20 protein-coding genes and 1 pseudogene are annotated in these 21,174 nt (G+C 52.4%); 8 read left to right on the forward strand and 13 right to left on the reverse strand.

The features are described 5' to 3' along the window. Positions 1-14: 14 nt before the first annotated feature. The 3 genes and pseudogenes from ACQ3G7_RS11495 to ACQ3G7_RS11505 all read left to right on the forward strand — a co-directional run. Positions 15-221: pseudogene (locus ACQ3G7_RS11495) on the forward strand (DUF3750 domain-containing protein); the annotation flags it as partial. A 282-nt stretch (positions 222-503) separates the two neighbouring features. After that, complete coding sequence (locus tag ACQ3G7_RS11500; RefSeq protein ID WP_430889897.1) at positions 504-1,697, forward strand: aminotransferase-like domain-containing protein; 1,194 nt, start codon at positions 504-506, stop codon at positions 1,695-1,697. Positions 1,698-1,718: 21 nt separating this feature from the next. Next, entirely contained in the window at positions 1,719-2,210 is a 492-nt protein-coding gene (locus tag ACQ3G7_RS11505; protein WP_430889898.1) for a methyltransferase family protein, read from the forward strand. 52 nt (positions 2,211-2,262) lie between these two features. Here ACQ3G7_RS11505 and ACQ3G7_RS11510 read toward each other — a convergent pair whose 3' ends face one another. The 6 genes from ACQ3G7_RS11510 to ACQ3G7_RS11535 all read right to left on the reverse strand — a co-directional run bounded on the left by ACQ3G7_RS11510 (position 2,263) and on the right by ACQ3G7_RS11535 (position 8,279). Beyond that, complete coding sequence (locus ACQ3G7_RS11510; RefSeq protein WP_430889899.1) at positions 2,263-3,252, reverse strand: aldo/keto reductase; 990 nt, start codon at positions 3,250-3,252, stop codon at positions 2,263-2,265. A 26-nt stretch (positions 3,253-3,278) separates the two neighbouring features. Beyond that, entirely contained in the window at positions 3,279-4,130 is an 852-nt protein-coding gene (locus tag ACQ3G7_RS11515) for an aldo/keto reductase (protein WP_430889900.1), read from the reverse strand. Positions 4,131-4,302: 172 nt separating this feature from the next. Beyond that, positions 4,303-5,304, reverse strand: a complete 1,002-nt coding sequence (locus ACQ3G7_RS11520; RefSeq protein ID WP_263100612.1) for a transketolase family protein — start codon at positions 5,302-5,304, stop codon at positions 4,303-4,305. Further along, positions 5,304-6,149: a transketolase gene (locus tag ACQ3G7_RS11525; protein WP_430889901.1), complete on the reverse strand. Its 846-nt coding sequence runs from the start codon at positions 6,147-6,149 to the stop codon at positions 5,304-5,306. Before ACQ3G7_RS11525 ends, ACQ3G7_RS11520 begins: the two co-directional genes overlap by 1 nt. Before the next feature lie 12 nt (positions 6,150-6,161). After that, positions 6,162-6,911 (reverse strand): SDR family NAD(P)-dependent oxidoreductase, encoded by a 750-nt coding sequence (locus tag ACQ3G7_RS11530; RefSeq protein ID WP_430889902.1) that lies wholly within the window; start codon positions 6,909-6,911, stop codon positions 6,162-6,164. Between the two features lie 39 nt (positions 6,912-6,950). Continuing rightward, positions 6,951-8,279, reverse strand: a complete 1,329-nt coding sequence (locus ACQ3G7_RS11535; protein ID WP_430889903.1) for an MFS transporter — start codon at positions 8,277-8,279, stop codon at positions 6,951-6,953. A gap of 344 nt (positions 8,280-8,623) precedes the next feature. On the opposite strand from ACQ3G7_RS11535, the gene ACQ3G7_RS11540 reads away from it, so the two are divergent. From ACQ3G7_RS11540 to ACQ3G7_RS11555, 4 genes are all read left to right on the forward strand, one after another. Beyond that, complete coding sequence (locus tag ACQ3G7_RS11540) at positions 8,624-9,547, forward strand: LysR substrate-binding domain-containing protein (protein ID WP_430889904.1); 924 nt, start codon at positions 8,624-8,626, stop codon at positions 9,545-9,547. Positions 9,548-9,955: 408 nt separating this feature from the next. Next, positions 9,956-10,081 carry a hypothetical protein gene (locus tag ACQ3G7_RS11545; protein WP_430890129.1) on the forward strand — a complete coding sequence of 42 codons (126 nt, stop codon included), beginning with the start codon at positions 9,956-9,958 and terminating at the stop codon, positions 10,079-10,081. Positions 10,082-10,101: 20 nt separating this feature from the next. Beyond that, positions 10,102-10,848 (forward strand): SDR family oxidoreductase, encoded by a 747-nt coding sequence (locus tag ACQ3G7_RS11550; protein ID WP_430889905.1) that lies wholly within the window; start codon positions 10,102-10,104, stop codon positions 10,846-10,848. A 647-nt stretch (positions 10,849-11,495) separates the two neighbouring features. Continuing rightward, entirely contained in the window at positions 11,496-13,151 is a 1,656-nt protein-coding gene (locus tag ACQ3G7_RS11555) for a methyl-accepting chemotaxis protein (RefSeq protein ID WP_430889906.1), read from the forward strand. Positions 13,152-13,246: 95 nt separating this feature from the next. Here the strand turns inward: ACQ3G7_RS11555 and ACQ3G7_RS11560 are convergent, their stop codons facing one another. The 3 genes from ACQ3G7_RS11560 to pth all read right to left on the reverse strand — a co-directional run bounded on the left by ACQ3G7_RS11560 (position 13,247) and on the right by pth (position 16,017). Then, positions 13,247-13,732 carry a ferritin-like domain-containing protein gene (locus ACQ3G7_RS11560; protein WP_430889907.1) on the reverse strand — a complete coding sequence of 162 codons (486 nt, stop codon included), beginning with the start codon at positions 13,730-13,732 and terminating at the stop codon, positions 13,247-13,249. A gap of 483 nt (positions 13,733-14,215) precedes the next feature. Further along, the gene (gene ychF, locus ACQ3G7_RS11565) at positions 14,216-15,307 is read right to left on the reverse strand and encodes a redox-regulated ATPase YchF (protein WP_263100624.1); all 1,092 of its coding nucleotides are present in this window, start codon (positions 15,305-15,307) and stop codon (positions 14,216-14,218) included. A 125-nt stretch (positions 15,308-15,432) separates the two neighbouring features. Next, on the reverse strand, positions 15,433-16,017 hold the full coding sequence (gene pth, locus ACQ3G7_RS11570) for an aminoacyl-tRNA hydrolase (RefSeq protein WP_263100625.1): 585 nt from the start codon (positions 16,015-16,017) through the stop codon (positions 15,433-15,435). A gap of 272 nt (positions 16,018-16,289) precedes the next feature. Between pth and ychH the strand changes: the two genes are divergently transcribed. Beyond that, positions 16,290-16,565 (forward strand): stress-induced protein YchH, encoded by a 276-nt coding sequence (ychH, locus tag ACQ3G7_RS11575; protein ID WP_061496334.1) that lies wholly within the window; start codon positions 16,290-16,292, stop codon positions 16,563-16,565. Between the two features lie 76 nt (positions 16,566-16,641). Here the strand turns inward: ychH and dauA are convergent, their stop codons facing one another. The 4 genes from dauA to lolB all read right to left on the reverse strand — a co-directional run bounded on the left by dauA (position 16,642) and on the right by lolB (position 20,989). Continuing rightward, positions 16,642-18,321 carry a C4-dicarboxylic acid transporter DauA gene (gene dauA / locus ACQ3G7_RS11580; protein WP_430889908.1) on the reverse strand — a complete coding sequence of 560 codons (1,680 nt, stop codon included), beginning with the start codon at positions 18,319-18,321 and terminating at the stop codon, positions 16,642-16,644. Positions 18,322-18,426: 105 nt separating this feature from the next. After that, entirely contained in the window at positions 18,427-19,374 is a 948-nt protein-coding gene (gene prs / locus ACQ3G7_RS11585; RefSeq protein ID WP_012017724.1) for a ribose-phosphate diphosphokinase, read from the reverse strand. Positions 19,375-19,499: 125 nt separating this feature from the next. Next, positions 19,500-20,369 (reverse strand): 4-(cytidine 5'-diphospho)-2-C-methyl-D-erythritol kinase, encoded by an 870-nt coding sequence (ispE, locus tag ACQ3G7_RS11590; RefSeq protein ID WP_430889909.1) that lies wholly within the window; start codon positions 20,367-20,369, stop codon positions 19,500-19,502. After that, on the reverse strand, positions 20,366-20,989 hold the full coding sequence (gene lolB, locus ACQ3G7_RS11595) for a lipoprotein insertase outer membrane protein LolB (RefSeq protein WP_430889910.1): 624 nt from the start codon (positions 20,987-20,989) through the stop codon (positions 20,366-20,368). Before lolB ends, ispE begins: the two co-directional genes overlap by 4 nt. Positions 20,990-21,174: the final 185 nt, after the last annotated feature.

Consider the following 21,174-nt stretch of genomic DNA (forward strand, 5'->3'; position numbering starts at 1 on the left):
GATGCTCTGCATATCAGATTGAAGCGGCCATCCGCACTTATCCATGGCCGCAGACCTACCATACCTGGCCGGGGCCGAACAGCAATACCTTTATTGCCTGTATCGGTCGTAACGTGCTGGAGCTGAATGTGGGACTGGATTTTACACCGCTACGCTTACAGCTACCGTTTATTGGCGGGATCGGGCGGGACAATTTGCAGAACAACGCCGGTGAAAAATGACTTTTTGCAATGTCGCTGTGCATACCGGGTCGTGAATCTGATTAACGTTCTGCTATGTACCTGACAGTTCGTTAGGTCTCTTCCTGGTCAAAGCATTTCGGGTTAATAAACGCGACGCCTTTACGTGAATAAAAACAGGTTGGTGTCGCCATTCTTCTTTATTTTCATCATATTCGCGATGCCCGGCAGGCTATTATCGGCGTACAGAAAATGATTATCAAAAACCCGGACATGTGGTACTAAGACTGAGAGACAACAAAAAAGGGTAAAGGGTAGCGGAAGATGTCGCACAGTAAAATTGCCAGAAAAGTACAAAATCTTCAGTCATCGGCAATCCGGGAATTATTAAAACACAGCAAAATGGACGGGGTTATTTCGCTTGGCGGAGGCATTCCTGACCCCGACCTGTTCGACCGCGAAGGGCTGCAAATCGCGATGGATAATGTGCTTTCCAGTGGCTGGAGAGAGGCGTTTCAGTACGGTCTGAGCGAGGGTAGCCCGGCGTTGCGTGAGGCCATTTGCCAGTTGCTGAGCAAACGGAAAATTCACTGTGATGTGGATGATGTGGTTGTGACGTCCGGCTCTCAGCAATCGTTGGATATTCTGGCGCGTGCGCTGATCAATCCCGGCGATGTGGTGGTGGTCGAGCGACCAACGTATCTCGCGGCGTTGCAGATTTTTCAGTTAGCGGAAGCGAATCTGATGTCGGTTGGCACTGACGGCGACGGGATGAACATTGACGAGCTTGAGGCGCTGGTGAAGACCACGGTGGTGAAGGCGGTGTATATCGTCCCGACGTTTGGCAATCCCGGCGGCGTGACGCTGGCTGAGCACCGTCGTAAGCAACTGGTGGAATTATCGAAGCGCTACGATTTTGTCATTATCGAAGATGATCCGTACGGCGAAATTAACTTCACTGATAAAACCTTCACACCGCTCAAAGCCTGGGCCGAGGCGATGGATAACAGCGACAACGTGATTTATACCTCCACCTTTTCAAAAATCCTGGCACCGGGAACCCGGGTCGGTTGGCTGGTATTGCCGGGGTGGCTGAAACGGCAGGTGGTCATTCTTAAGCAGGCGACGGACTTGCATACCAGCGCGTTATCGCAGTCCTTAACCTGGCACTATTTACAGACGGGGCGGCTGGCCGGGCAAATTGCCCTGATCCGCGATGCCTATAAACAGAAATGCCAGACGTTATCTCAGCACCTTGAAAAAGCGCTGGGCGACCATCTGACGTTCCATAAGCCGATGGGCGGTATGTTTTTATGGGCAAGGTTTAAATACGAACTGAATACCACACAGTGGCTGCAAAAAACGCTGAATAACGGCGTTGTTTATGTTCCCGGTGAGTTCTTTTACTGCAACGAGCCAGATCATTCCACGCTGCGTATGTCCTACGTGAGCGTCTCGGAGGCGAACCTGAAAGAAGCGGTTGTGCGGTTAAAAGCCTCGCTCGATGAGACGATATAACCCCGGAGTCTTAGCGCTGTCATGATCACGATGACCACCCTTCACCACAGGCTCAGAGCATTACTTCTTCCTCCGGTGTTGCTGGTTATTTTCCTGCTGTTTGATCTGTTGGCGAGCTGGCCTGCAATAACCGATCTGCGCAGTTTATTGGCGTTGTCGTTATCGTTATGTCTGGCGGTCGGGATCGGGCTGCTGAGCCTGTATCTTGTGATTACGGGGCTGCGGCAACTGGTTCGCCACCAGACAACGTTCAATGCACTTCACGCGGATAAAACGACAACCCTGCTCACGAAGGGGTGCTACGCCTTTACGCGCAATCCGGTTTACCTGGGGTTTGTGGGTCTTCATCTCAGCGCAGCGATACTGTTGGGCAGCATTGCGGGCGTGCTGGCTACGCCTGTGCTGATTGCTCTGATCTCCGTGTTGCATATTCAGGTTGAGGAGGCGGCGATGCACCGCCTGTTTGGCCGGGAATGGGAAACGTACAGCAACAAAACCGGTCGCTGGTTGTAGCGTTTTTCGCCAATCTGACTGGCTTGCTGTACGTTGCAAGCCAGTTCAGAACCTAACGACCTACCCGTGCCTGAAGCGCTGCCGGGTAACGCTCGCCAGTGATTTTCACCGTTTCGAGGGACTGGGTTATCCTGCGCAATTCAGCGTCAGAAAGGCTGATCTCTGTGGCGTTCAGGTTTTCCTCCAGCCGATGCAGTTTTGTGGTGCCGGGGATGGGGACAATCCACGGTTTTTGCGCCAGCAGCCATGCCAGTGCAATTTGCGCAGAGGTGGCTTCTTTTTCAGCCGCCAGTTCACCCAGCAGAATGACCAGTTTTTCGTTGGCTTCAAGGGCATCAGCAGCGAAACGCGGCACTTTGCTGCGGAAATCGTCGTCGCCAAATGTGGTCCCGGCTTTGATCGCGCCCGTCAGAAAGCCTTTTCCTAACGGACTGAAGGGCACAAAACCTATTCCCAGTTCTTCCAACAGCGGCAAGATTTCTTGCTCCGGTTCGCGCCACCACATTGAATACTCGCTCTGCAGGGCCGTCACCGGCTGGACGCTGTGCGCCCGACGGATAGTTTGCGCCCCGGCTTCGGACAGGCCGAAATGCCTGACCTTGCCTTCAGCAATCAGCGTCTGTACCGTGCCTGCAACCTCTTCAATAGGGACATCAGGATCGACTCGGTGCTGATACAGCAGATCTATCACCTCCGTTTTGAGCCGCCGCAGCGAACCTTCCAGCGCGTTGCGGATATGCTCCGGGCGGCTGTTTAAAATCTGCTGTTTGTTGTCGTCGCCAAAGGTAAAACCAAATTTGGTGGCGATAACCACCCGGTCGCGAAACGGTTTTAACGCCTCGCCGACCACCTCTTCATTCAGCCAGGGGCCATACACTTCCGCGGTATCAAAAAAGGTGACGCCACGTTCAACGGCAGCGCGAATCAATTCGATAGCCTCGTGGGTACGCGTTGCCGGGCCGTAACCAAAGCTCAGCCCCATGCAGCCAAGACCCATTGCCGAGACTTCAAGCCCGGACTTACCGAGATAGCGTTTTTGCATTGCGCGACTCCTTATTTGTCATGTTATTAAACATCCAGTTTCCGGCCGGTCAGCCACTCCACCATCGCAGGGTCGCGATGAGAAAAGAAGGCGCTGGTCATGGTGTCGAGCGCAGTTATATTCCGCATGTCATCGGCGTTCAGTTGGAAGTCGAGGATGTCGAAATTCTCGACCATCCGTGCCTTAAGTACTGTTTTTGCCAGCGAAACAATGCCGCGCTGGAAGAGCCATCGCAGTACCACCTGACCTGGGCTCTTGCCCTGTTTTTCACCGATCGCGGTTAATACGGGATGCTGGAATAAGCCGTTTCTCCCTTCGGCAAAAGGTGCCCAGGCTTCTGGCTGGATACCGCGGCTTTTCATCCACGGTGCGGCATGGAGCTGCTGAGTGAACGGGTTAACTTCGACCTGGTTTACCGCCGGAATGACGGTATTGAAGGCCATAAGATCGGCCAGCCTGTCCGGGTGGAAGTTGCTCACGCCAATGGCGCGGATTTTCCCGGCCTGGTACAGCTCTTCCATGGCGCGCCATGCACCATGAACATCGCCATAAGGCTGATGAATCAGGTAGAGATCAACGTAATCGAGTTGCAGGCGATTGAGCGAGCGTTCGAACTGCGCTTTTGCGCCGTCATAATGGGTGTCCTGTAACCACAGTTTAGTAGTGACAAACAGCTCGTTGCGTGCGATGCCGCTGTGCTTCAGCGCATTGCCGACCTGGGTCTCATTCTGGTAGGACGCCGCGGTATCAATCAGGCGATAACCCGTTTCGAGAGCATCAAGGACCGCACGTTCGCATTCGGCGGGATCGGTCATCTGAAAGACGCCAAAGCCCAGCAAGGGCATGGTGATGCCATTATTCAGTGTTACGGTTTGCATGCCTTTATCCTTTCAGTGTGGTATCTGAAAAGCATAACGGAGGGGCGGTGGCGGAATAAGTAGGGCAGCAAGCTAGAGCTAATGAGCCGGGTTCATCAATGGCGAAGTGTTATGGCTTATTGGCGTGCGCGGCTTACGGGAAGAAATGCGCCGCCCTGCGGCGGCGCGACGGTTATTTAAGACGATATTTGATTTTCTCCACCATCGCACGGGTGGAAATGCCGTAGCGGTCGTGCAGGGTTGGCAGTGCGCCGGCATCGAGAAAGGCATCCGGCAGCGACACAACATCAAACTCACAACGCACGCCCTGGCGCATCAGCAAGGCGGCAACGGCTTCACTCAGACCGCCCACGCAGGTGTGGTTTTCGGCGGTGATCACCAGGCGACCCGGTTTCGCCGCTTGCGCCAAAATGGTCTGCTCATCCAGCGGTTTGATTGTCGGCACATGAAGCACCGCCACGCTGATATTGTCCTGACGCAGTTTTTCTGCGGTTTCCAGGGCACGCATGGTCATGATGCCGGAAGCGATAATCAGTACATCATTGCCATCTTCCAGCAGCGCCGCCTTGCCGAGCTGGAAGGTGTAATCGTATTTATCCAGCACCAGCGGAACCTTGCCCCGCAACAAACGCATATAGACCGGCCCATTATGTTCGGCGATGGCCCGTACTGCCTGGTCGGTATCGAGCGCATCGCAGGGGTCAACGATAGTCAGGCCGGGAATGCCGCGCATAATCGCCAGATCTTCCGTGGCCTGATGGCTTGGACCGTATCCGGTGGTCAGCCCGGGCAACGCCGCGCACACTTTCACATTCAGATGCTCTTCCGCAATCACCTGGTGAATAAAGTCATAAGCGCGTCGGCTGGCGAACGCCGCATAGGTGGTCACGAAAGGGGTGAAACCCTCTTTGGCCATACCGCCTGCCGCGCCCATCAGCAACTGTTCTGCCATCCCCATCTGGAAGAAGCGCGCCGGAAATGCCTGCGCAAAAATATGCAAATCGGTGTATTTCGACAGGTCCGCAGTCATGCCGACGATGTCCGGGCGTTCTGCCGCCAGTTTAGACAGGGCGACGCCAAAGGGCGCGGGGATCGTCGCCTGGCCTTCATCGGCAATTGACGCAATCATCGCGGATGTTTTTAAGCGGGGCGTTCCCGCTGTGGTCTGGTTCATTACAGCACTCCTTCCGGTTTTGTGGCATCCAGTACGGCAAGGGCTTGTTGCCATTCGTCGGCATCAACACGGATAAAATGGTTTTTGTCGCGGCTTTCCAGGAAAGGAACGCCTTTCCCCATTAGTGTGTCGCAGAGGATCACGCGCGGTTGGTTTCCCGGGAAACGTTTGGCGTTTTCAAAAGCCGTAATGACGGCGGGCAGGTCGTTGCCGTCGATGCGCTGAACGTACCAGCCAAACGAGGCCCACTTATCCTGCAGGGGTTCGAACCCCAGAATTTTGCGTGAGTCGCCGTCGGCCTGCTGTTTGTTCACATCAACGACATTGATAAGGTTGGTCAGCCCGTAATGTGCGGCAGACATCGCCGCTTCCCAGGTTGAACCTTCGTCCAGCTCGCCATCCGACATGGAGTTAATCACCAGCGCCGGATTATTTTTCTGCCGCAGGCCCAGCGCCATACCAACCGCAATGCTCAACCCCTGGCCCAGCGAACCGCCGGAAATCTCCATTGCTGGCGTATAGGTCGCCATACCAGACATTGGCAGGCGGCTGTCGTCAGATCCGTAGGTTTCCAGCTCCTCATGAGGGATGATCCCTGCTTCAATCAGCGCGGCGTAATAGGCGATGGCGTAATGACCGTGGGAAAGCAGGAAACGATCACGCTCTTCCCACTCCGGTTCCTCCGGGCGGAAATTCATGATGTGGGCGAAGGCGGTACCGAGGACATCGGCATAACCCAGCGCCTGCCCGATATAACCCTGTCCCTGAACCTCGCCCATGCGCAGGGCGTAGCGACGGATGCGCCAGGCTGCGGCGGCAACCTTCTGGATATCTCTGTTCGTCATGATGGTTTCCTCTTAGTGAATTAACATCCCGCCGTTAACATCCAGCGTGATACCCGTTGAGTAAGAGGAGAGGTCGCTGCCGAGGAACAGCGCCGCGCGGGCGATATCAACCGCATCACCAAGGCGGTTCATCGGGATCCCGGCCAGAATGTTTTCGCGCATCTGGTCGGTCAGTTTTCCGGCGGTGATATCGGTCTGAATCAGACCCGGAGTGATGGCATTCACGCGGATATTATCGGGGCCAAGCTCACGCGCCATGGCGCGGGTCAGGCCCAGCACGCCCGCTTTCGCCGCACTGTAATGCGGGCCACCGAAGATACCGCCGCCACGTTGGGCGGAAACCGATGAGATGCAGACAATGCTGCCGGAGCGTTGTGCCCGCAAGGTCGGGATCACCGCCTGTGACATGATTAATGTTCCGCGCAGACTGACATCCAGCACGGCGTCATAATTTTCACGCTTAATGTCCATCAGTTTTATCGGCTGGGTGATCCCGGCGTTATTCACCAGCACGTCAATGCGCCCATATTTGGCAATAACTTGCTCAATTGCCGCCTGCACCTGAATTTCATTGGCGACATTTGCCGCAAGGCCGGTGTGTGGCGAGCCGAGCGTTGCAGCAGCGGTTTTGCTGGCCTCTTCATCTAAATCAATAATCACGACCTTCGCACCGTTTTCGGCGAACAGCTTAGCCGTAGCAAAACCTAAACCGCGTGGGGAAGCCGCGCCAGTAATAATGGCGACTTTGTCTTTTAACAACATAATTTACTCCGTTACATGTAAAGGATTCGAATATAAGCGTTATTGTGCTTCGTCAAGTGTCAAAATAATGATTAAACCGATGGCAGCGCAGGTGCCGAAATAGATAAATACAGAATTAAAACTGCCGGTGACATCTAATAGGAAACCCGCCACCATCGGGGAAACAAAACCGCCAAGATTACCGCCGCTGTTAATAATGGACGATGCAATGGGATAGGTTTTGCTGTCGGAGACGGCCATACCGTATGCGGTGAAGGCAGGCCAGCCGATATTGAGACAGAGTCCGACAAAAAATAAACCAGTACAGACAGCTAGCGTATTTTGCGGAATGTTCAACATAATAATCATCATGATGACCGTGGAAATTGCGGTAAATATCATGGTGGGTTTACGTCGACGCCCCAATAATTTATCGGAAATAAATCCGCCGCCAATCGCCCCCACAAATCCACCGATGCATGGCATACTGGCGACCAACCCCATGCGCATAAAGTCAAACCCTTTTTCTTTAACCAGATAGAGGGGGATCCAGGTCAACAGGCCATATAACACACTGACCATCATAAAATAGGCCAGGCAGTCGCCAAGGATATTTTTGGACGTAAACAGTCCTTTTACTGTACTAATCGGCGCCAGTTTTCTGACCCGGATAATTTTGTCCAGCGTGGTGAATTTTGCATCCCGGCAGATATTTTCCCGCACCTGTTGCTGTTCATTGGTGTCCGCGTTGATAACCGATAGCTCGCCTTCGGAAACAAACCCGCTCTCTGCCGGACGTGATTTAACGAACAGATACCAGATAACAGCGATCACAATGCCGGGAATGGCAAAGGAGTAGAAGACCCAGCGCCAGCCCCAGGTCATGGCAATCCACACCGCCAGCGGCGGTACGATAATAGGGGCAAACATGGTGGCAGCAATGTACACGCCTGTTGCCGTGGCTTTTTCCTTCGCCGGGAACCAGTTGTTAATGGTCGAGGCAAGGCCAACCGGGCAAGGGCCTTCGCTTAATCCAAGGCCCAGCCGCACCAGTTTTAAGCCGAAAACCGAGCTGACCGTGCCCATCAGCCACGTAAAGGCGGAAAAGCCAAATATTGACAGGGCGACCAGGCCGCGAGTACCGCGCTTAGCAATAAAGAAACCGGCAGGGATCTGGCTCACGGCATAACCGAGAAAGAACATACTGGCAATGGCCCCGGCTTCGAAATTATTGATATGAAACTCTTGAATAATAAACGGAAGAACGGCGCCAATATTTGTTCGGTCGGCATAATTTATTGCATATACCGAGAATATAATCGCCAGCACCACAAAGCGATAGTTTGTTTTTTTGGCACCGGTACAGACAAGGCTATCTATACGGGACATAGGGGTTTCCTCTTATCTTTCTTTTAGCTTAAGGGTACATGCCGGATACAGCGATCACGGTTATTTTCAGGCCTTCGCATGCAATATACTCACCCGTAAGAATTCAAGGCATGCAAAAAAGCTCAATTGATGTTGAGAAAAATTTGATTCGTGAGTTAACGCAAATAACTCCCTGCGAAAAGCAGGCTTTTTATAATCACGGGGTGAAAATTTAATCTGCGTCACAAAACAGAAGTGCCCTTTGATAAAATTAGCGTTTTTGCGGGGTATTCCTGTTAACTGTTCAGACGTTGTTGCCAGGATCGGTATGAAATGAGGCAAATGTCTTGAGGAAGAGTACGCAAATGATAAAAGCAAACCCCAGAAAAGTGTTGCCGATACCGTCGTTACGTAATATTCAAACTTTTATTGAAGTTGCTAATGTCGGAAGCATTAATCAGGCTGCCGAATTGATGAATATTACCGCTTCCGCGGTGAGTCATCAGCTTTCCAGTCTTGAACAATTCATCGGGAAAAAGCTGTTAATTCGCAGTGGTAAAGGGGTTGTGCTTACGCATATAGGTGAAAAATATCTAAAAGAAGTTTCTGGCGCTGTGAGTATTATTGGACGGGCGACCGATCAGGTAATTAATGATATTCACCACGAGCACTTGCGTATTCACTCTGCGCCCAGTTTTGGTTTGCTGTGGTTAATGCGCCGCCTGAATAAATTCAGACAGCAATATCCTGACCTGAAAATAAGTCTGACCTGCTCGTATGAAAACCTGCAATTCTCGCGGGACAATCTGGATATCGATATTCGTCATGGTCTGCCGCAATGGCCAATCCTGAATGTGCACACCATTAAAAATGAGAACCTGATCCCCTTTGCCTCACGCGATTATCTGGAAGGAAAATCCATCAACACCCCTGCGGATTTATTGCGTTATGAGTTGATTCACTCCGACAGTACGTTAATAAACTGGAACACATGGCTTTCCTGGTATGGTGTGGAAAATCATGACAAAAATTATTACTTTAGTTTTGACCGTTCCTATATGAGCATCGAAGCCGCCAGAATGGGAATGGGGATTATCCTCGAAAGCAATCTGCTCGCCGATGACTATCTGCGGCAGCATAATCTGGTGCCGGTATTTGAGCAGGTTTACGGTATGCCGGTGGCGGCGCATCACTTCGTTTTACCGCATGTTAACGAGCAGAAAGAGAAGGTCAAAGTCTTCCTGAGTTGGATAGACAAAGAGCTCAGCGCTTCCGGTTTTGCGATGTGACGAATATCTCAGAATGACGTGCAGTAGGGCATCGACAGGCACTGCCTTACCGCACTGGGAAATAAATCATTGTCAGTTTATACCGATAAAAAATATTACCAGGCTATGGGTTTTGAATATTAAGATATATTAAGAAAATTAGTGTTCCAGGAATTATTTATCTTAAGGTTGGCCTAATAATAGCGCGCGATGATGATATTGTTCCCTCTGAGGTTATTATATGAGAATAATGTCGCCTTACACGCTGAAATGGTTACCTGGCGGTCGCGAACGCAATGATATTTCCCTGTTGATTCGTGAAAGCTATTCTCAGGTTTACCATGCCACGCTTTCCGCTTGTATGCCCTGGCTGCCTGGTTTGTATGATTCACGTGGTGAGGTTACGCCGACTGTGGCATCCAGACCGCCCTGCAGGGGGCATTCTATTTTGAACATTATCTCGATGAACCGGTGGAAACACTGCTGTCCTCACGGATTGCCATGCCTGTGGAACGCGTGATGTATGCTGCACTTTGCTTATGGACAGATGCTTAATCAACCGGGGAGCAATACACGTGGATCTGACTAACAAAACTGTTCTGCTCACCGGAGCGGGGGGCGGGATCGGTCAGGCGTTAGCGCAGGCGCTGGCAAAAAAAGGCGCGAAACTCTGCCTTGTCGGGCGCAATGAACAGGCAATGCAGCTCCTCCGGCAGCATCTGCCTCATCCGGAACAGCATAATATCGCGGTAATGCAGACCTATTCTGATGACGAAATTGGCGCTTTAGCCTCGTCATTCAATGAGAGTGGCAAGCTGGACATCCTGATTAACAACGCGGGATGCAGCCATTTCGCGTCATTTGAGCCGCACTCGTTTGAGGATATTCGCGAGCAGATCCGCACCAACATTGAAATACCGGCATTGCTGACACGCGCATTGCTGCCGAGAATTAACTCTGGCGGCATTGTCCTCAACATTGGTTCGATCTTCGGCGAAATTGGACATCCTGCCTGGAGCGTTTACTGCGCAACGAAAGCGGCTATTCATCGTTTCTCCGAAGCCCTGGGGCGGGAGTTGCAGGGCAGCGGTATTTCCGTTTTGTATGCCGCTCCACGGGCAACGGAAACGGTGCTGAACAATGAAGATGTGTATGCCATGAACCGTAAACTGGGTAATGGCATGGATTCTCCCGGTTTTGTTGCCGCGCGGATTGTCCGGATGCTTGAAACGGAGCAAAAGCGATACCGCTTTGGTGCTATGGAACGCCTGTTTATCAAACTTAATGCTGGTTTCCGGCTGGCCGGTAGGTTTTGGCGATAAAGACAACGCTGACGAGATGCTAAAAAAAACGCTCACGATCAACCCCGATGGTATTGATCCCTATTATTTCTATGGTGATTTTCTGCTAAAAGAAAAAAAACAGACGAAGCGAAAACGTATCTGGAAAGAGCGCTTAAGGCACTCGCTCTGGTCGCGAAATTGCTGATAACGGCCGCCGTCGCGATATCGCAAACGGTCTGGCAACGATTAAATAATCCCACCTGTCGCCCCGCAATGAATATTCGCGGGGTGCAGTATTACATTAACAAAATTTATCTATTGCAGTGCGGTGAAGCGCGAAGTGCGCATTACCGCTTGCACGTTAATTAAGATAAGAATAACTATCAAAGATAAAAGTCATTTACTTGCTTGATCGCTATCAAATTTATTCACTGAACAGCTAATCATCTTTTTACTCAAGCCGATAACATCGGTGTCAGGCTGGCATTGCCCCGGCCCTTCTCCGGGGATTTCTTAATTATTGTTTGTTAAGCATTTCCTTAAGGAGCGAGCGGCAATAAGCCATCGGAGTTGAATACTTTTCTGTGTATAAGCATTTTTTTCAGTTCTCACATGCCAATAAGAGCCAGCTTTATGCATTTAACAATAAGAATACGTCCATCAAATACCGCAGCCTGGAGTGACGAATGAAACTGCTTAGAGATATCACCATAAGAAAGATGTTGTTGATTATTTTATCGATTTTTACCTTGATTTGGGGGGTAGCCACGGGATTAACACTGAAAAATTTTTCGGATACGCAGATACTGCTGGAAAACAGTTCACAGCAAAAGGCGACGTATGCTCTGCTGGTCAAAGGTAACGATCAATATTTCCGTTCGGTAACGCGTATGCTGAGGGCAATGGATTTTCAGCAGGACGGTAAAACTGACGATGCCGCGAAAACGTTTGCTTCTTCAGAGAAAGCGCTAAAAATCAGCCAGGATATGCTCTCGCAGTTTCGCAATGCCCAGCATGTCGATGTCAGCCCTGAACTCTCTGCGGCGATGATCAACGACTGGGAGGCGTTGCTGTCCGCCATTACGCCTATGCTTGATGCTGCCCGCAATAACCAGCAGGATCAGTTCCGACAGATTTTCCGCAATACTTATCCGCCGTTAAGCGTTAAGTTCGGTGAAACGGCGGAGAAATATACCAAAGCGATTCAATCCAACGTCATGCTGGATCGGGCAAATGAATCCATCGCACAGAACAGAATCATACTGCTTAGCGCCCTGGTGGCGGGGATCCTTACGCTTTTCCTGACAGACCGCTACCTGGTAACCTTCCTGACAGCGCCGCTTAATTACATTAAAAATCACCTTGAGGTATTAAAAGCGGGCAAATTGCATGTCGAGATTAACGATTTTGGTCGTAACTGCGCCGGTCAGTTAATTCCCTATATCCGCAGCATGCAGAATAGCCTGCGTGAAACTGTGTCGGCTATCCAGGACACCTCTTCCAGCCTGTATGCCAGTACCAGCCGTATCCGTGAGGGGAACGAGCAATTGTCGGCGCGAACTGACCAGCAAGCTGCTGCGTTACAGCAGACGTCCGCCAGTATGGAAGAGTTGACCTCCACCGTGAAAAACAACGCTGAAAACGTTCAGCAGGCGAGAAAGCTTTCCGAAGAGACACAGCATATCGCCAAAGAGGGGGGCGATCTGACGGGCAAGGTGGTGGATACCATGGAGAGTATTTCAGAGAGTTCGCAGAAAATATCTGATATCACAGGGGTAATTAACAGTATCTCATTCCAGACCAACATCCTCGCGCTCAACGCGGCAGTGGAAGCTGCGCGGGCGGGCGAACAAGGGCGCGGCTTTGCCGTGGTCGCCAGCGAGGTTCGTTCTCTGGCGCAGCGGAGCGCGCAGGCGGCGAAAGAAATCGAAGCCCTGATCAGTGAATCGGTCTCTCGTGTGAAAGCCGGTTCAGCGCTGGTGACGACGGCCGGTGAGGCGATGGAAACCATTATCCATTCCGTTACACAGGTGAACGCTCTGATGGGGGAAATATCCATCGCCTCGGATGAGCAAAGCCGGGGGATAAGCCAGATTGGGATAGCGATGAACGAAATGGATGGTGTGACGCAACAGAACGCTGTTCTGGTGCAGGAAGCCTCGACCAGTGCGGAAGCGCTGGAGATGGAAGCCCAGCATTTAGCCAAAACCATCGCTGTTTTCGATCTTGGCGGTAAGTCATTCTCATCGAAGCAGGCACCCTCTGCACCGGTGAGTAAAGGGGGCAGAACGTCATCTGCGCAAAACGCAGAAGGCAGTGAAAACGACTGGGAAACGTTCTGATAAACGATGGCGCGCCTGGTCTTGCGGGCGCGCCGTTCAAATCTGTGCCGCTGCGATGTACACATGCTCATGCTGTACGGCTGCTGGCGTTGATGCTAATCGATCCTTAAAAGATCATCATCCGCATAATCTGGCGTAACAGCATCATTCATATTGATCTCTTTCAATATCGTCAGCAGTGATTGTGCCTCATCCTGATGAAACTCTCTGATGCGTATAATGAAGACGCTCGTCAATAAATTCGTCCTCGCCATCGCGAGACTTTCCAGCCCGGAGAGGCTGTCTGTTCGCTGGTTAAAGTCGAAAAATATCGCCTGGGTGACCGTTTGCCACTCCTGTTCCGCTTCACTGATAGCTGGTATATCGGTATTCAGAAAAGGGGCGCTCTGGTTATTCGTGAGAAACTCGTAAAATTTCAATGTCGTCGTAACGGCTATCTGCGCCAGCAATCTGAACTGTTGTGCAATATCTGTCAGACCTTTTTCAATAAACCACGAACTCTTTGCAATGTAGAGACTTGCAGCACGAAATTCCATATTCATATGCTGATTTAATCTTATAACCAGTTCGCCAGGCAACATAAGCACCTCCTGCTTAAAATAATGCGCAGAGCAAAATATTCAATACATAAGTTTTGGATAGAACATATCGATGATTCGCACGAGCGTACATCATTTGTTAACCGCGATAAACGTTAAAAAATAGAAACTGCTTCGTGCAAAGATGATTAACATCAATAAAAATACATTCTGACCAGTATGGCTTCCGTCTTTAATATAGTGCTGTTTATTGAGGTGATTTGTTAAATATAAATAAAGTTAATATTATCTGTATAGTATGATTACCAATAACACAGTTGCAGAGGGCGGGTGCCGGTTTTTTTATCGCCTGGTGTGGTTGTGAGCATAAGAGCTGCTAAAGTCATTACTGCGATAATGCGTTATTTCGCTTCGGCTGTGTTTTAGCGGTTCACCGCATCTTTATGGCAAAAAAATCCACGCAATGGCGTGGATTTTAGTGGCTTTTATGAGGCCGGGTGAAACCTCATAAACCAAAAAAGCAATTTAGACGTTAAACAGGAAGTTCATGACGTCGCCATCTTTGACGATATAGTCTTTACCTTCTGAACGCATTTTGCCGGCTTCTTTCGCGCCTTGCTCGCCTTTGTAAGTAATAAAGTCTTCATAGGCGATGGTCTGCGCGCGAATAAAACCTTTTTCGAAATCAGTGTGGATTTTACCCGCCGCTTGCGGCGCGGTTGCACCAACCGGGATGGTCCACGCGCGGACTTCTTTCACACCGGCAGTGAAGTAGGTTTGCAGGTTCAGCAGTTCGTAACCGGCGCGAATCACACGGTTCAGTCCCGGCTCTTCCAGACCCAGTTCTGCCATAAACTCGTCACGATCGGCATCGTCCAGCTCGGCGATGTCGGACTCTACTGCGGCACAGACGGCAACCACAACAGAACCTTCTTTGGCAGCGATTTCACGCACCTGATCCAGATACGGGTTGTTCTCAAAACCATCTTCATTGACGTTAGCAATGTACATGGTCGGTTTCAGCGTCAGGAAGCTCAGGTAGCGGATTGCCGCTTTGTCTTCATCCGTCAGATCCAGCGAACGCAGCATGCCGGCATTTTCGAGCTGCGGCAGGCATTTTTCCAGTGCGGCCAGCTCGGCTTTTGCATCTTTATCGCCGCCTTTGGCTTTCTTCTGCACGCGATGAATTGCGCGTTCGCAGGTGTCCAGATCGGCGAGCGCCAGCTCGGTATTGATAACGTCAATATCTTCAGCCGGATCCACTTTGTTGTTTACGTGGATGATGTTGTCGTTTTCAAAGCAGCGCACAACGTGGCCGATGGCTTCGGTTTCACGGATGTTGGTCAGGAACTGGTTACCCAAGCCTTCACCTTTGGATGCGCCTTTTACCAGACCGGCGATATCCACAAACTCCATGGTGGTTGGCAGAATACGCTGCGGCTTGACGATTTCCGCCAGCTTGTCCAGACGCGGATCGGGCATCGGTACGACACCGGTGTTCGGCTCAATGGTACAGAACGGGAAGTTAGCCGCTTCAATACCGGCTTTGGTGAGCGCATTGAACAGGGTGGATTTACCTACGTTGGGCAGGCCAACGATACCGCATTTGAATCCCATGATGTAATTACCTTAATCTCTTGATAATCAACCCGTTACTAAAAACGGATTGCAGAAAAGTGAATAACTTTGCCTATTATACACGTAACCGCTGTAACGCGCGGCAAAAAAGCCGCAGCGCACGGTTACTGCGCCTTGAAGGCGTGCAGGCGGTTAGTGGCTTTGGTTAAACCGTCTTTCAGCCAGATCTCGGTACAACGCACCGCTTCGTCTACGGCTTCGTCGATCAGCTTCTGTTCGGAAACCGGCGGTTTACCCAGTACAAAGCCGACAACTTTGTTTTTATCGCCCGGATGGCCGATTCCCACGCGTAAGCGGTGAAAATTGGGGTTATTCCCCAGTTTGCTGATAATGTCCTTCAGGCCGTTATGACCGCCGTGGCCGCCGCCGAGTTTAAACTTCGCCACGCCGGGCGGCAGATCAAGCTCATCGTGCGCGACCAGAATTTCGTCCGGGTTAATGCGATAAAACGTCGCCATTGCCGCGACGGCTTTCCCGCTGAGGTTCATAAACGTCGTGGGAACCAGCAGGCGTACGTCTTCGCCAGCCAGATTGATGCGCGAGGTGTAACCAAAAAATTTCGGCTCGTCGCGCAGCGGGGCGCGGGAGCGATCCGCCAGCAAATCCACATACCAGGCGCCTGCGTTGTGGCGTGTCGCGGCATATTCGGCGCCGGGGTTCGCCAGCCCGACAATCAGTTTAATCGTCACTTTTTATTCCTGACCAGATCAATGTCCGGCGCGTAGTGTACGTTGTGCAGCGCGCGATGACAAAATTCTCACAACGAAACGCGAAGAATGTTAATGATTGCTCTCATGAATCATTCGAATTTCAACGAGTTCAGTGGCTTATTTGTAAATTTATGTTAGTCGGATATGTGTAATTGTGATCGCGTCCGCAACCGCTATAAAGGTCGCTGTCTATACTTTATCCACAAGGATTGGGGTGATACCCGTCCAACCCATCGTTCCGGAGGTGACATATGAAACGCAAAAACGCTTCGTTACTCGGTAATGTGCTTATGGGGTTGGGGCTCGTGGTGATGGTTGTTGGAGTGGGATACTCCATTTTAAACCAGCTTCCGCAACTTAACCTGCCACAATTTTTCGCACACGGCGCGGTACTGAGCATTTTCCTGGGGGCTGTTCTCTGGCTTGCGGGGGCACGCGTCAGCGGCCATGAGCAGGTGTGTGATAAGTACTGGTGGGTGCGTCACTATGACAAACGCTGCCGTCGCGATCGGCAAAACCACAGCTAACAGACGCTCATATTGATAACGGTTCCCGCAGGAACCGTTTTTTTGGGTAATGCGCAAGCAGTGTTGCGCATCGGCATCAAATATCGGCCAGCGCCGCGTCGCGGTTCGGGAAAAAAGCCAATCTGCCCGGAATCGGCTGAATACCCGCGCGGGCCAGCGTACGCAGCGGCTGAAACTCCAGATTGCTGACGCGAAGCTCCGTGCCTTCCGGCAGACGGGCAACAAAGCGGCGGAAAGCATCCAGCCCGCCAGCATCCAGCACCGGTACTGCATCCCATTTCAGTACCACGATGCGTTTCCCCGCAATGCGCGTTTCCAGATCGCTGAACACACCTTCGGCAGCGGCGAAGAACAGCGGACCAATCACGCGAAGCACCAGCACATCTTCCGGCACCTCGACATTGACAGCCGCCAGGTGAGTCATGCGTGCGATGCGGCGCATAAACAGCAATGAGGCCAGTACGATGCCGACACTGATGGCGATAACCATATCGAACAGTACCGTCAGCGACATGCAGAGCAGCATCACGATGATGTCGTCCGCCGGTGCGCGGCGCAGCAGGTCAATCACCTTATGCGCCTCACTCATGTTCCACGCCACCATCAGCAGCAATGCCGCCATGGCCGAGAGCGGTAGCCAGGAAAGCAGGGGAGCCAGCACCAGCAGCGCCATGATCACCAGCAGCGCGTGGATAACCGCCGCAATGGGGGATGTTGCCCCGGCACGAACGTTAGCGGCGGAACGGGCAATCGCTGCGGTCGCGGTAATGCCGCCAAAGAACGGGGCGACGATGTTGCCCAGACCCTGGCCGATCAGCTCGCTGTTGGCTTTGTGTTTGGTGCCGGTCATACCATCCAGCACCACGGCGCAAAGCAGGGATTCAATTGCCCCCAGCATCGCCATCGAAAACGCGGCTGGCAGTAACGCCCGTAATGAATCCCAGCTCAGGGTAAATGCAGAGCCCGGCAGATCCCACGGTAACACCAGTTGCGGCAGCAGTTGCGGAATGCCGTTGCCCTGGCTGCCATCGGCCAGCACGTAGTGAAATTGTGAGCCGATAGTTGCGACATGGCCGCCGAGCAGGTTAACGACCAGCATTACTGCGCAGCCTGCCAGCAACGCAGGCAAATGGCCCGGCAGGCGCAATCGCAGGCGTGGCCAGAAGATCAGTGTTCCGAGCGTGACCACGCCGATGGCGGCATCGCCAGCATTAACGGTGGGCAGCGCCATCACCAGCGCGCCGACTTTTTGCAAGTAGTGCTCCGGCACGTGCGTCAGTTGCAGGCCAAGAAAATCTTTGATCTGCATGGTGGCAATGGTGATACCGATCCCGGAGGTGAAGCCGAGTGTGACGGAAAGCGGAATGTATTCGATCAGGCGGCCAAAACGCGCCAGACCAAAGAGGATCAGAAACACGCCGGACATCAATGTCGCGACCAGGAGTCCCGCGAGGCCAAACTGCTGCGAAACCGGGTAGAGGATCACCACGAACGCGGCGGTCGGGCCTGAAACGCTGTAGCGGGAACCTCCGCTCAGCGCAATCACGATACCGGCAATGGCTGCCGTATAGAGTCCGTACTGTGGCGCGACGCCGCTCCCGATTGCCAACGCCATCGCAAGGGGAATTGCAATAATCCCGACCGTTATCCCGGCGATCAGATCCCGGGTAAAGCGGGCGGCGGTATATTTTTCCTTCCAGCACGCGTCAATGAGCGCGCGGAAAGGCATAACATGAGGAGAGAGCAGCTTGTTCACAATGGTATGTCATCCGTGAATGCGTCTGTAACGGGTTAATAAATCATACAAGTTATGTTCTGAGATAAAAAAACCCGCCGTAGCGGGTTTTTTCGAAAGCAACGATTAATGCTCGAACATGGCAGAAATCGATTCTTCGTTGCTGATACGACGGATAGCTTCAGCCAGCATGCCAGACAGCGTCAGCGTACGTACGTTCGGCAGCGCTTTAATCTCCTCGCTCAGCGGAATGGTGTCGCAGACGACCACTTCGTCGATCACGGAGTTGCGCAGGTTGTTTACCGCATTACCGGAGAAAATCGGGTGAGTGGCATAAGCGAATACGCGTTTTGCACCGCGTTCTTTCAGCGCTTCCGCCGCTTTGCACAGGGTGCCGCCGGTGTCGATCATGTCGTCAACCAGTACGCAGTCGCGGCCAGCCACGTCGCCGATGATGTGCATCACCTGGGAAACGTTAGCGCGCGGACGGCGTTTGTCGATGATCGCCATGTCGGTGTCGTTCAACAGTTTGGCAATGGCACGAGCACGAACTACGCCGCCGATATCCGGAGAAACCACAATCGGGTTGTCCAGGTTCAGTTGCAGCATATCTTCGAGCAGGATAGGGCTACCAAATACGTTATCAACCGGCACATCAAAGAAGCCCTGGATCTGTTCAGCATGCAGGTCAACGGTCAGTACGCGGTCAACGCCAACGCTTGAGAGGAAATCGGCAACCACTTTTGCGGTAATCGGTACACGCGCAGAACGCACGCGGCGGTCCTGACGGGCATAACCAAAGTAGGGAATGACCGCGGTGATACGACCTGCGGAAGCACGGCGCAGGGCATCGACCATCACAACCAGTTCCATCAGGTTGTCATTGGTAGGGGCACAAGTGGACTGGATGATGAAAATATCACCACCGCGTACATTTTCATTGATTTGTACGCTGACTTCGCCATCGCTAAAGCGACCTACGGCGGCGTCGCCGAGAGAAGTGTACAGGCGGTTGGCAATACGTTGTGCTAGTTCCGGGGTTGCGTTACCAGCAAAAAGCTTCATATCAGGCACGAGAAGAACCTCAGGCATGCGTCCAGTGGTGGATAGAATCGGCCAAAATGTGCGGTCAGGGCAGAAATCTATCCATGCGGTGTATTAAAGAGCGCGATGCAACGTCTGGAACATGAGTGACGTTGTCACCGGAGCTCAGCTTGCCCGGCGATGGTTTGTGCTAGCGGCGAGAGGTTGACGCCTCGCGCGACAAAACCGTTTAGCCATTCCGGGGCTTGCTCAAGCACCTGACGAGCGGCGGATTCGGTGTCAAATTCGGAAAAGACACAGGCTCCTGTGCCAGTCAGGCGCGACGGCGCGTATTCTAACAGCCAGGAAAGCGCCGCATCAACCTCGCGAAAACGTTTTCTTGCGATAACCTCGCAATCGTTGCCGAATTCACATTTTAGTAACGTCTCAATTGACCTTTTCGGTGTATTTCTCGGCAACTCTGGATCCTTGAAGATGACCGGCGTAGGGATACTTACGCCGGGATGCGCCACCAGATACCATTTTTCCGGCGGGTTAACGGGGGTAAGAACTTCACCCACGCCTTCTGCGAAGGCGGCATGCCCGCGCACGAATACCGGCACATCCGCGCCAAGCGTCAGCCCCAGCGCTGCCAGTTCGTCTACACTCAGGTTGCAGCGCCACAGGTGGTTTAACGCCACCAACACGGTGGCGGCGTCTGAGGAGCCTCCGCCGAGCCCGCCGCCCATTGGCAAGCGTTTTTCGATGGCAATATCCGCACCGCTACCTGCCGCTAACCGCCCGGTTTCTGCGGCGCGTTTCATCAGCAAACGGGCTGCGCGAACGATGAGATTATCCGCATCGGGTACGCCATCAATCGGCGTCAGCAAACGGATCTCGCCATCGTTGCGGGGTTCAATGGTTAAGGTGTCGCCATAATCCAGAAACTGGAACAGCGTCTGTAAGGTGTGATAACCGTCAGGGCGTTGACCGGTAATGTATAAAAAGAGATTGAGCTTCGCCGGAGCCGGCCAGGTGGTCATCATTTAACGATCCAGTTATCCATTTTCAGCTTGATGCGCTGGCTACCGTCGCTCAACTCCATGTTCGCAGGCAGGGAGGGCTGGGTTTTGCTGTCATAACCGCCGTAAACCACTTTCCAGGTTTTGCCGCCCTGACTGTAATTGACTTCATTCAGGCGATACTGATCGTCAAGGGTGTAGTCGGTCGCCTCGCCCGGCAGACCCAGGATCCACTGGCGCAGGCTGTTGAGTGGAATCGGCATCCCGGTCAGTTTGCCAATCATCTCTTCCGCATCGTCAGCGGTATAATGCTTGCCTTTGTTATCCACCAATTCAACGGAACCCGGTTGCGCATTCAGCTCCAGTTCGGTACTGCCGAGTGGGTTTGTCAGCAGAAGACGGTAACGATCCTGGCCAGTCTGCTGCCAGAAGAAGCGGGCGTACACTTTTTGTTGGTCGGAAAGATAGGCAAAGGCGCCGCGTGTCTGATACTGGCTCAACGCGCGAACTTGCTGCTGGTGCTGACGCCATTGCGGCGCGTCAGGACTTTTGCCAGGGCCTTTTGGCGTTGTGATCGTACAGGCAGTGAGAACGAGGCTGGCCAGCGGCAGCAGTCGAATGAGGCGGGAAGCAGGCAAAGTCATAATGATGACAAATCCTTGAGATACGTTGCAGTTATTACCCCTAATGCTAGCGTCGCGATGAAACAGCGTCTACGTTCAAGTTGTCTTAAATCATTAAATTACCAATTACTCCGAAAGGGTAGTCTCTCTTTTATTGACCACGCGCATCCTGTATGATGCGCAGAGTCTAACCTTATCAACGTTGG

The organism is Kosakonia sp. N21 (assembly GCF_050587465.1).
Lineage (GTDB): Bacteria > Pseudomonadota > Gammaproteobacteria > Enterobacterales > Enterobacteriaceae.

What these genes read in the sequence shown, in the direction of transcription:
- ACQ3G7_RS11500 (WP_430889897.1), top strand. Translation starts at nt 504, where the DNA reads ATGTCGCACAGTAAAATTGCCAGAAAAGTACAAAATCTTCAGTCATCG.
- ACQ3G7_RS11540 (WP_430889904.1), top strand. Translation starts at nt 8,624, where the DNA reads ATGATAAAAGCAAACCCCAGAAAAGTGTTGCCGATACCGTCGTTACGT.
- ACQ3G7_RS11525 (WP_430889901.1), bottom strand. Translation starts at nt 6,149, where the DNA reads ATGACGAACAGAGATATCCAGAAGGTTGCCGCCGCAGCCTGGCGCATC.
- ACQ3G7_RS11515 (WP_430889900.1), bottom strand. Translation starts at nt 4,130, where the DNA reads ATGCAAACCGTAACACTGAATAATGGCATCACCATGCCCTTGCTGGGC.
- ychH (WP_061496334.1), top strand. Translation starts at nt 16,290, where the DNA reads ATGAAACGCAAAAACGCTTCGTTACTCGGTAATGTGCTTATGGGGTTG.
- ispE (WP_430889909.1), bottom strand. Translation starts at nt 20,369, where the DNA reads ATGATGACCACCTGGCCGGCTCCGGCGAAGCTCAATCTCTTTTTATAC.
- ACQ3G7_RS11555 (WP_430889906.1), top strand. Translation starts at nt 11,496, where the DNA reads ATGAAACTGCTTAGAGATATCACCATAAGAAAGATGTTGTTGATTATT.
- ACQ3G7_RS11560 (WP_430889907.1), bottom strand. Translation starts at nt 13,732, where the DNA reads ATGTTGCCTGGCGAACTGGTTATAAGATTAAATCAGCATATGAATATG.
- ACQ3G7_RS11505 (WP_430889898.1), top strand. Translation starts at nt 1,719, where the DNA reads ATGATCACGATGACCACCCTTCACCACAGGCTCAGAGCATTACTTCTT.
- ACQ3G7_RS11530 (WP_430889902.1), bottom strand. Translation starts at nt 6,911, where the DNA reads ATGTTGTTAAAAGACAAAGTCGCCATTATTACTGGCGCGGCTTCCCCA.
- lolB (WP_430889910.1), bottom strand. Translation starts at nt 20,989, where the DNA reads ATGACTTTGCCTGCTTCCCGCCTCATTCGACTGCTGCCGCTGGCCAGC.
- ACQ3G7_RS11510 (WP_430889899.1), bottom strand. Translation starts at nt 3,252, where the DNA reads ATGCAAAAACGCTATCTCGGTAAGTCCGGGCTTGAAGTCTCGGCAATG.
- ychF (WP_263100624.1), bottom strand. Translation starts at nt 15,307, where the DNA reads ATGGGATTCAAATGCGGTATCGTTGGCCTGCCCAACGTAGGTAAATCC.
- ACQ3G7_RS11520 (WP_263100612.1), bottom strand. Translation starts at nt 5,304, where the DNA reads ATGAACCAGACCACAGCGGGAACGCCCCGCTTAAAAACATCCGCGATG.
- ACQ3G7_RS11535 (WP_430889903.1), bottom strand. Translation starts at nt 8,279, where the DNA reads ATGTCCCGTATAGATAGCCTTGTCTGTACCGGTGCCAAAAAAACAAAC.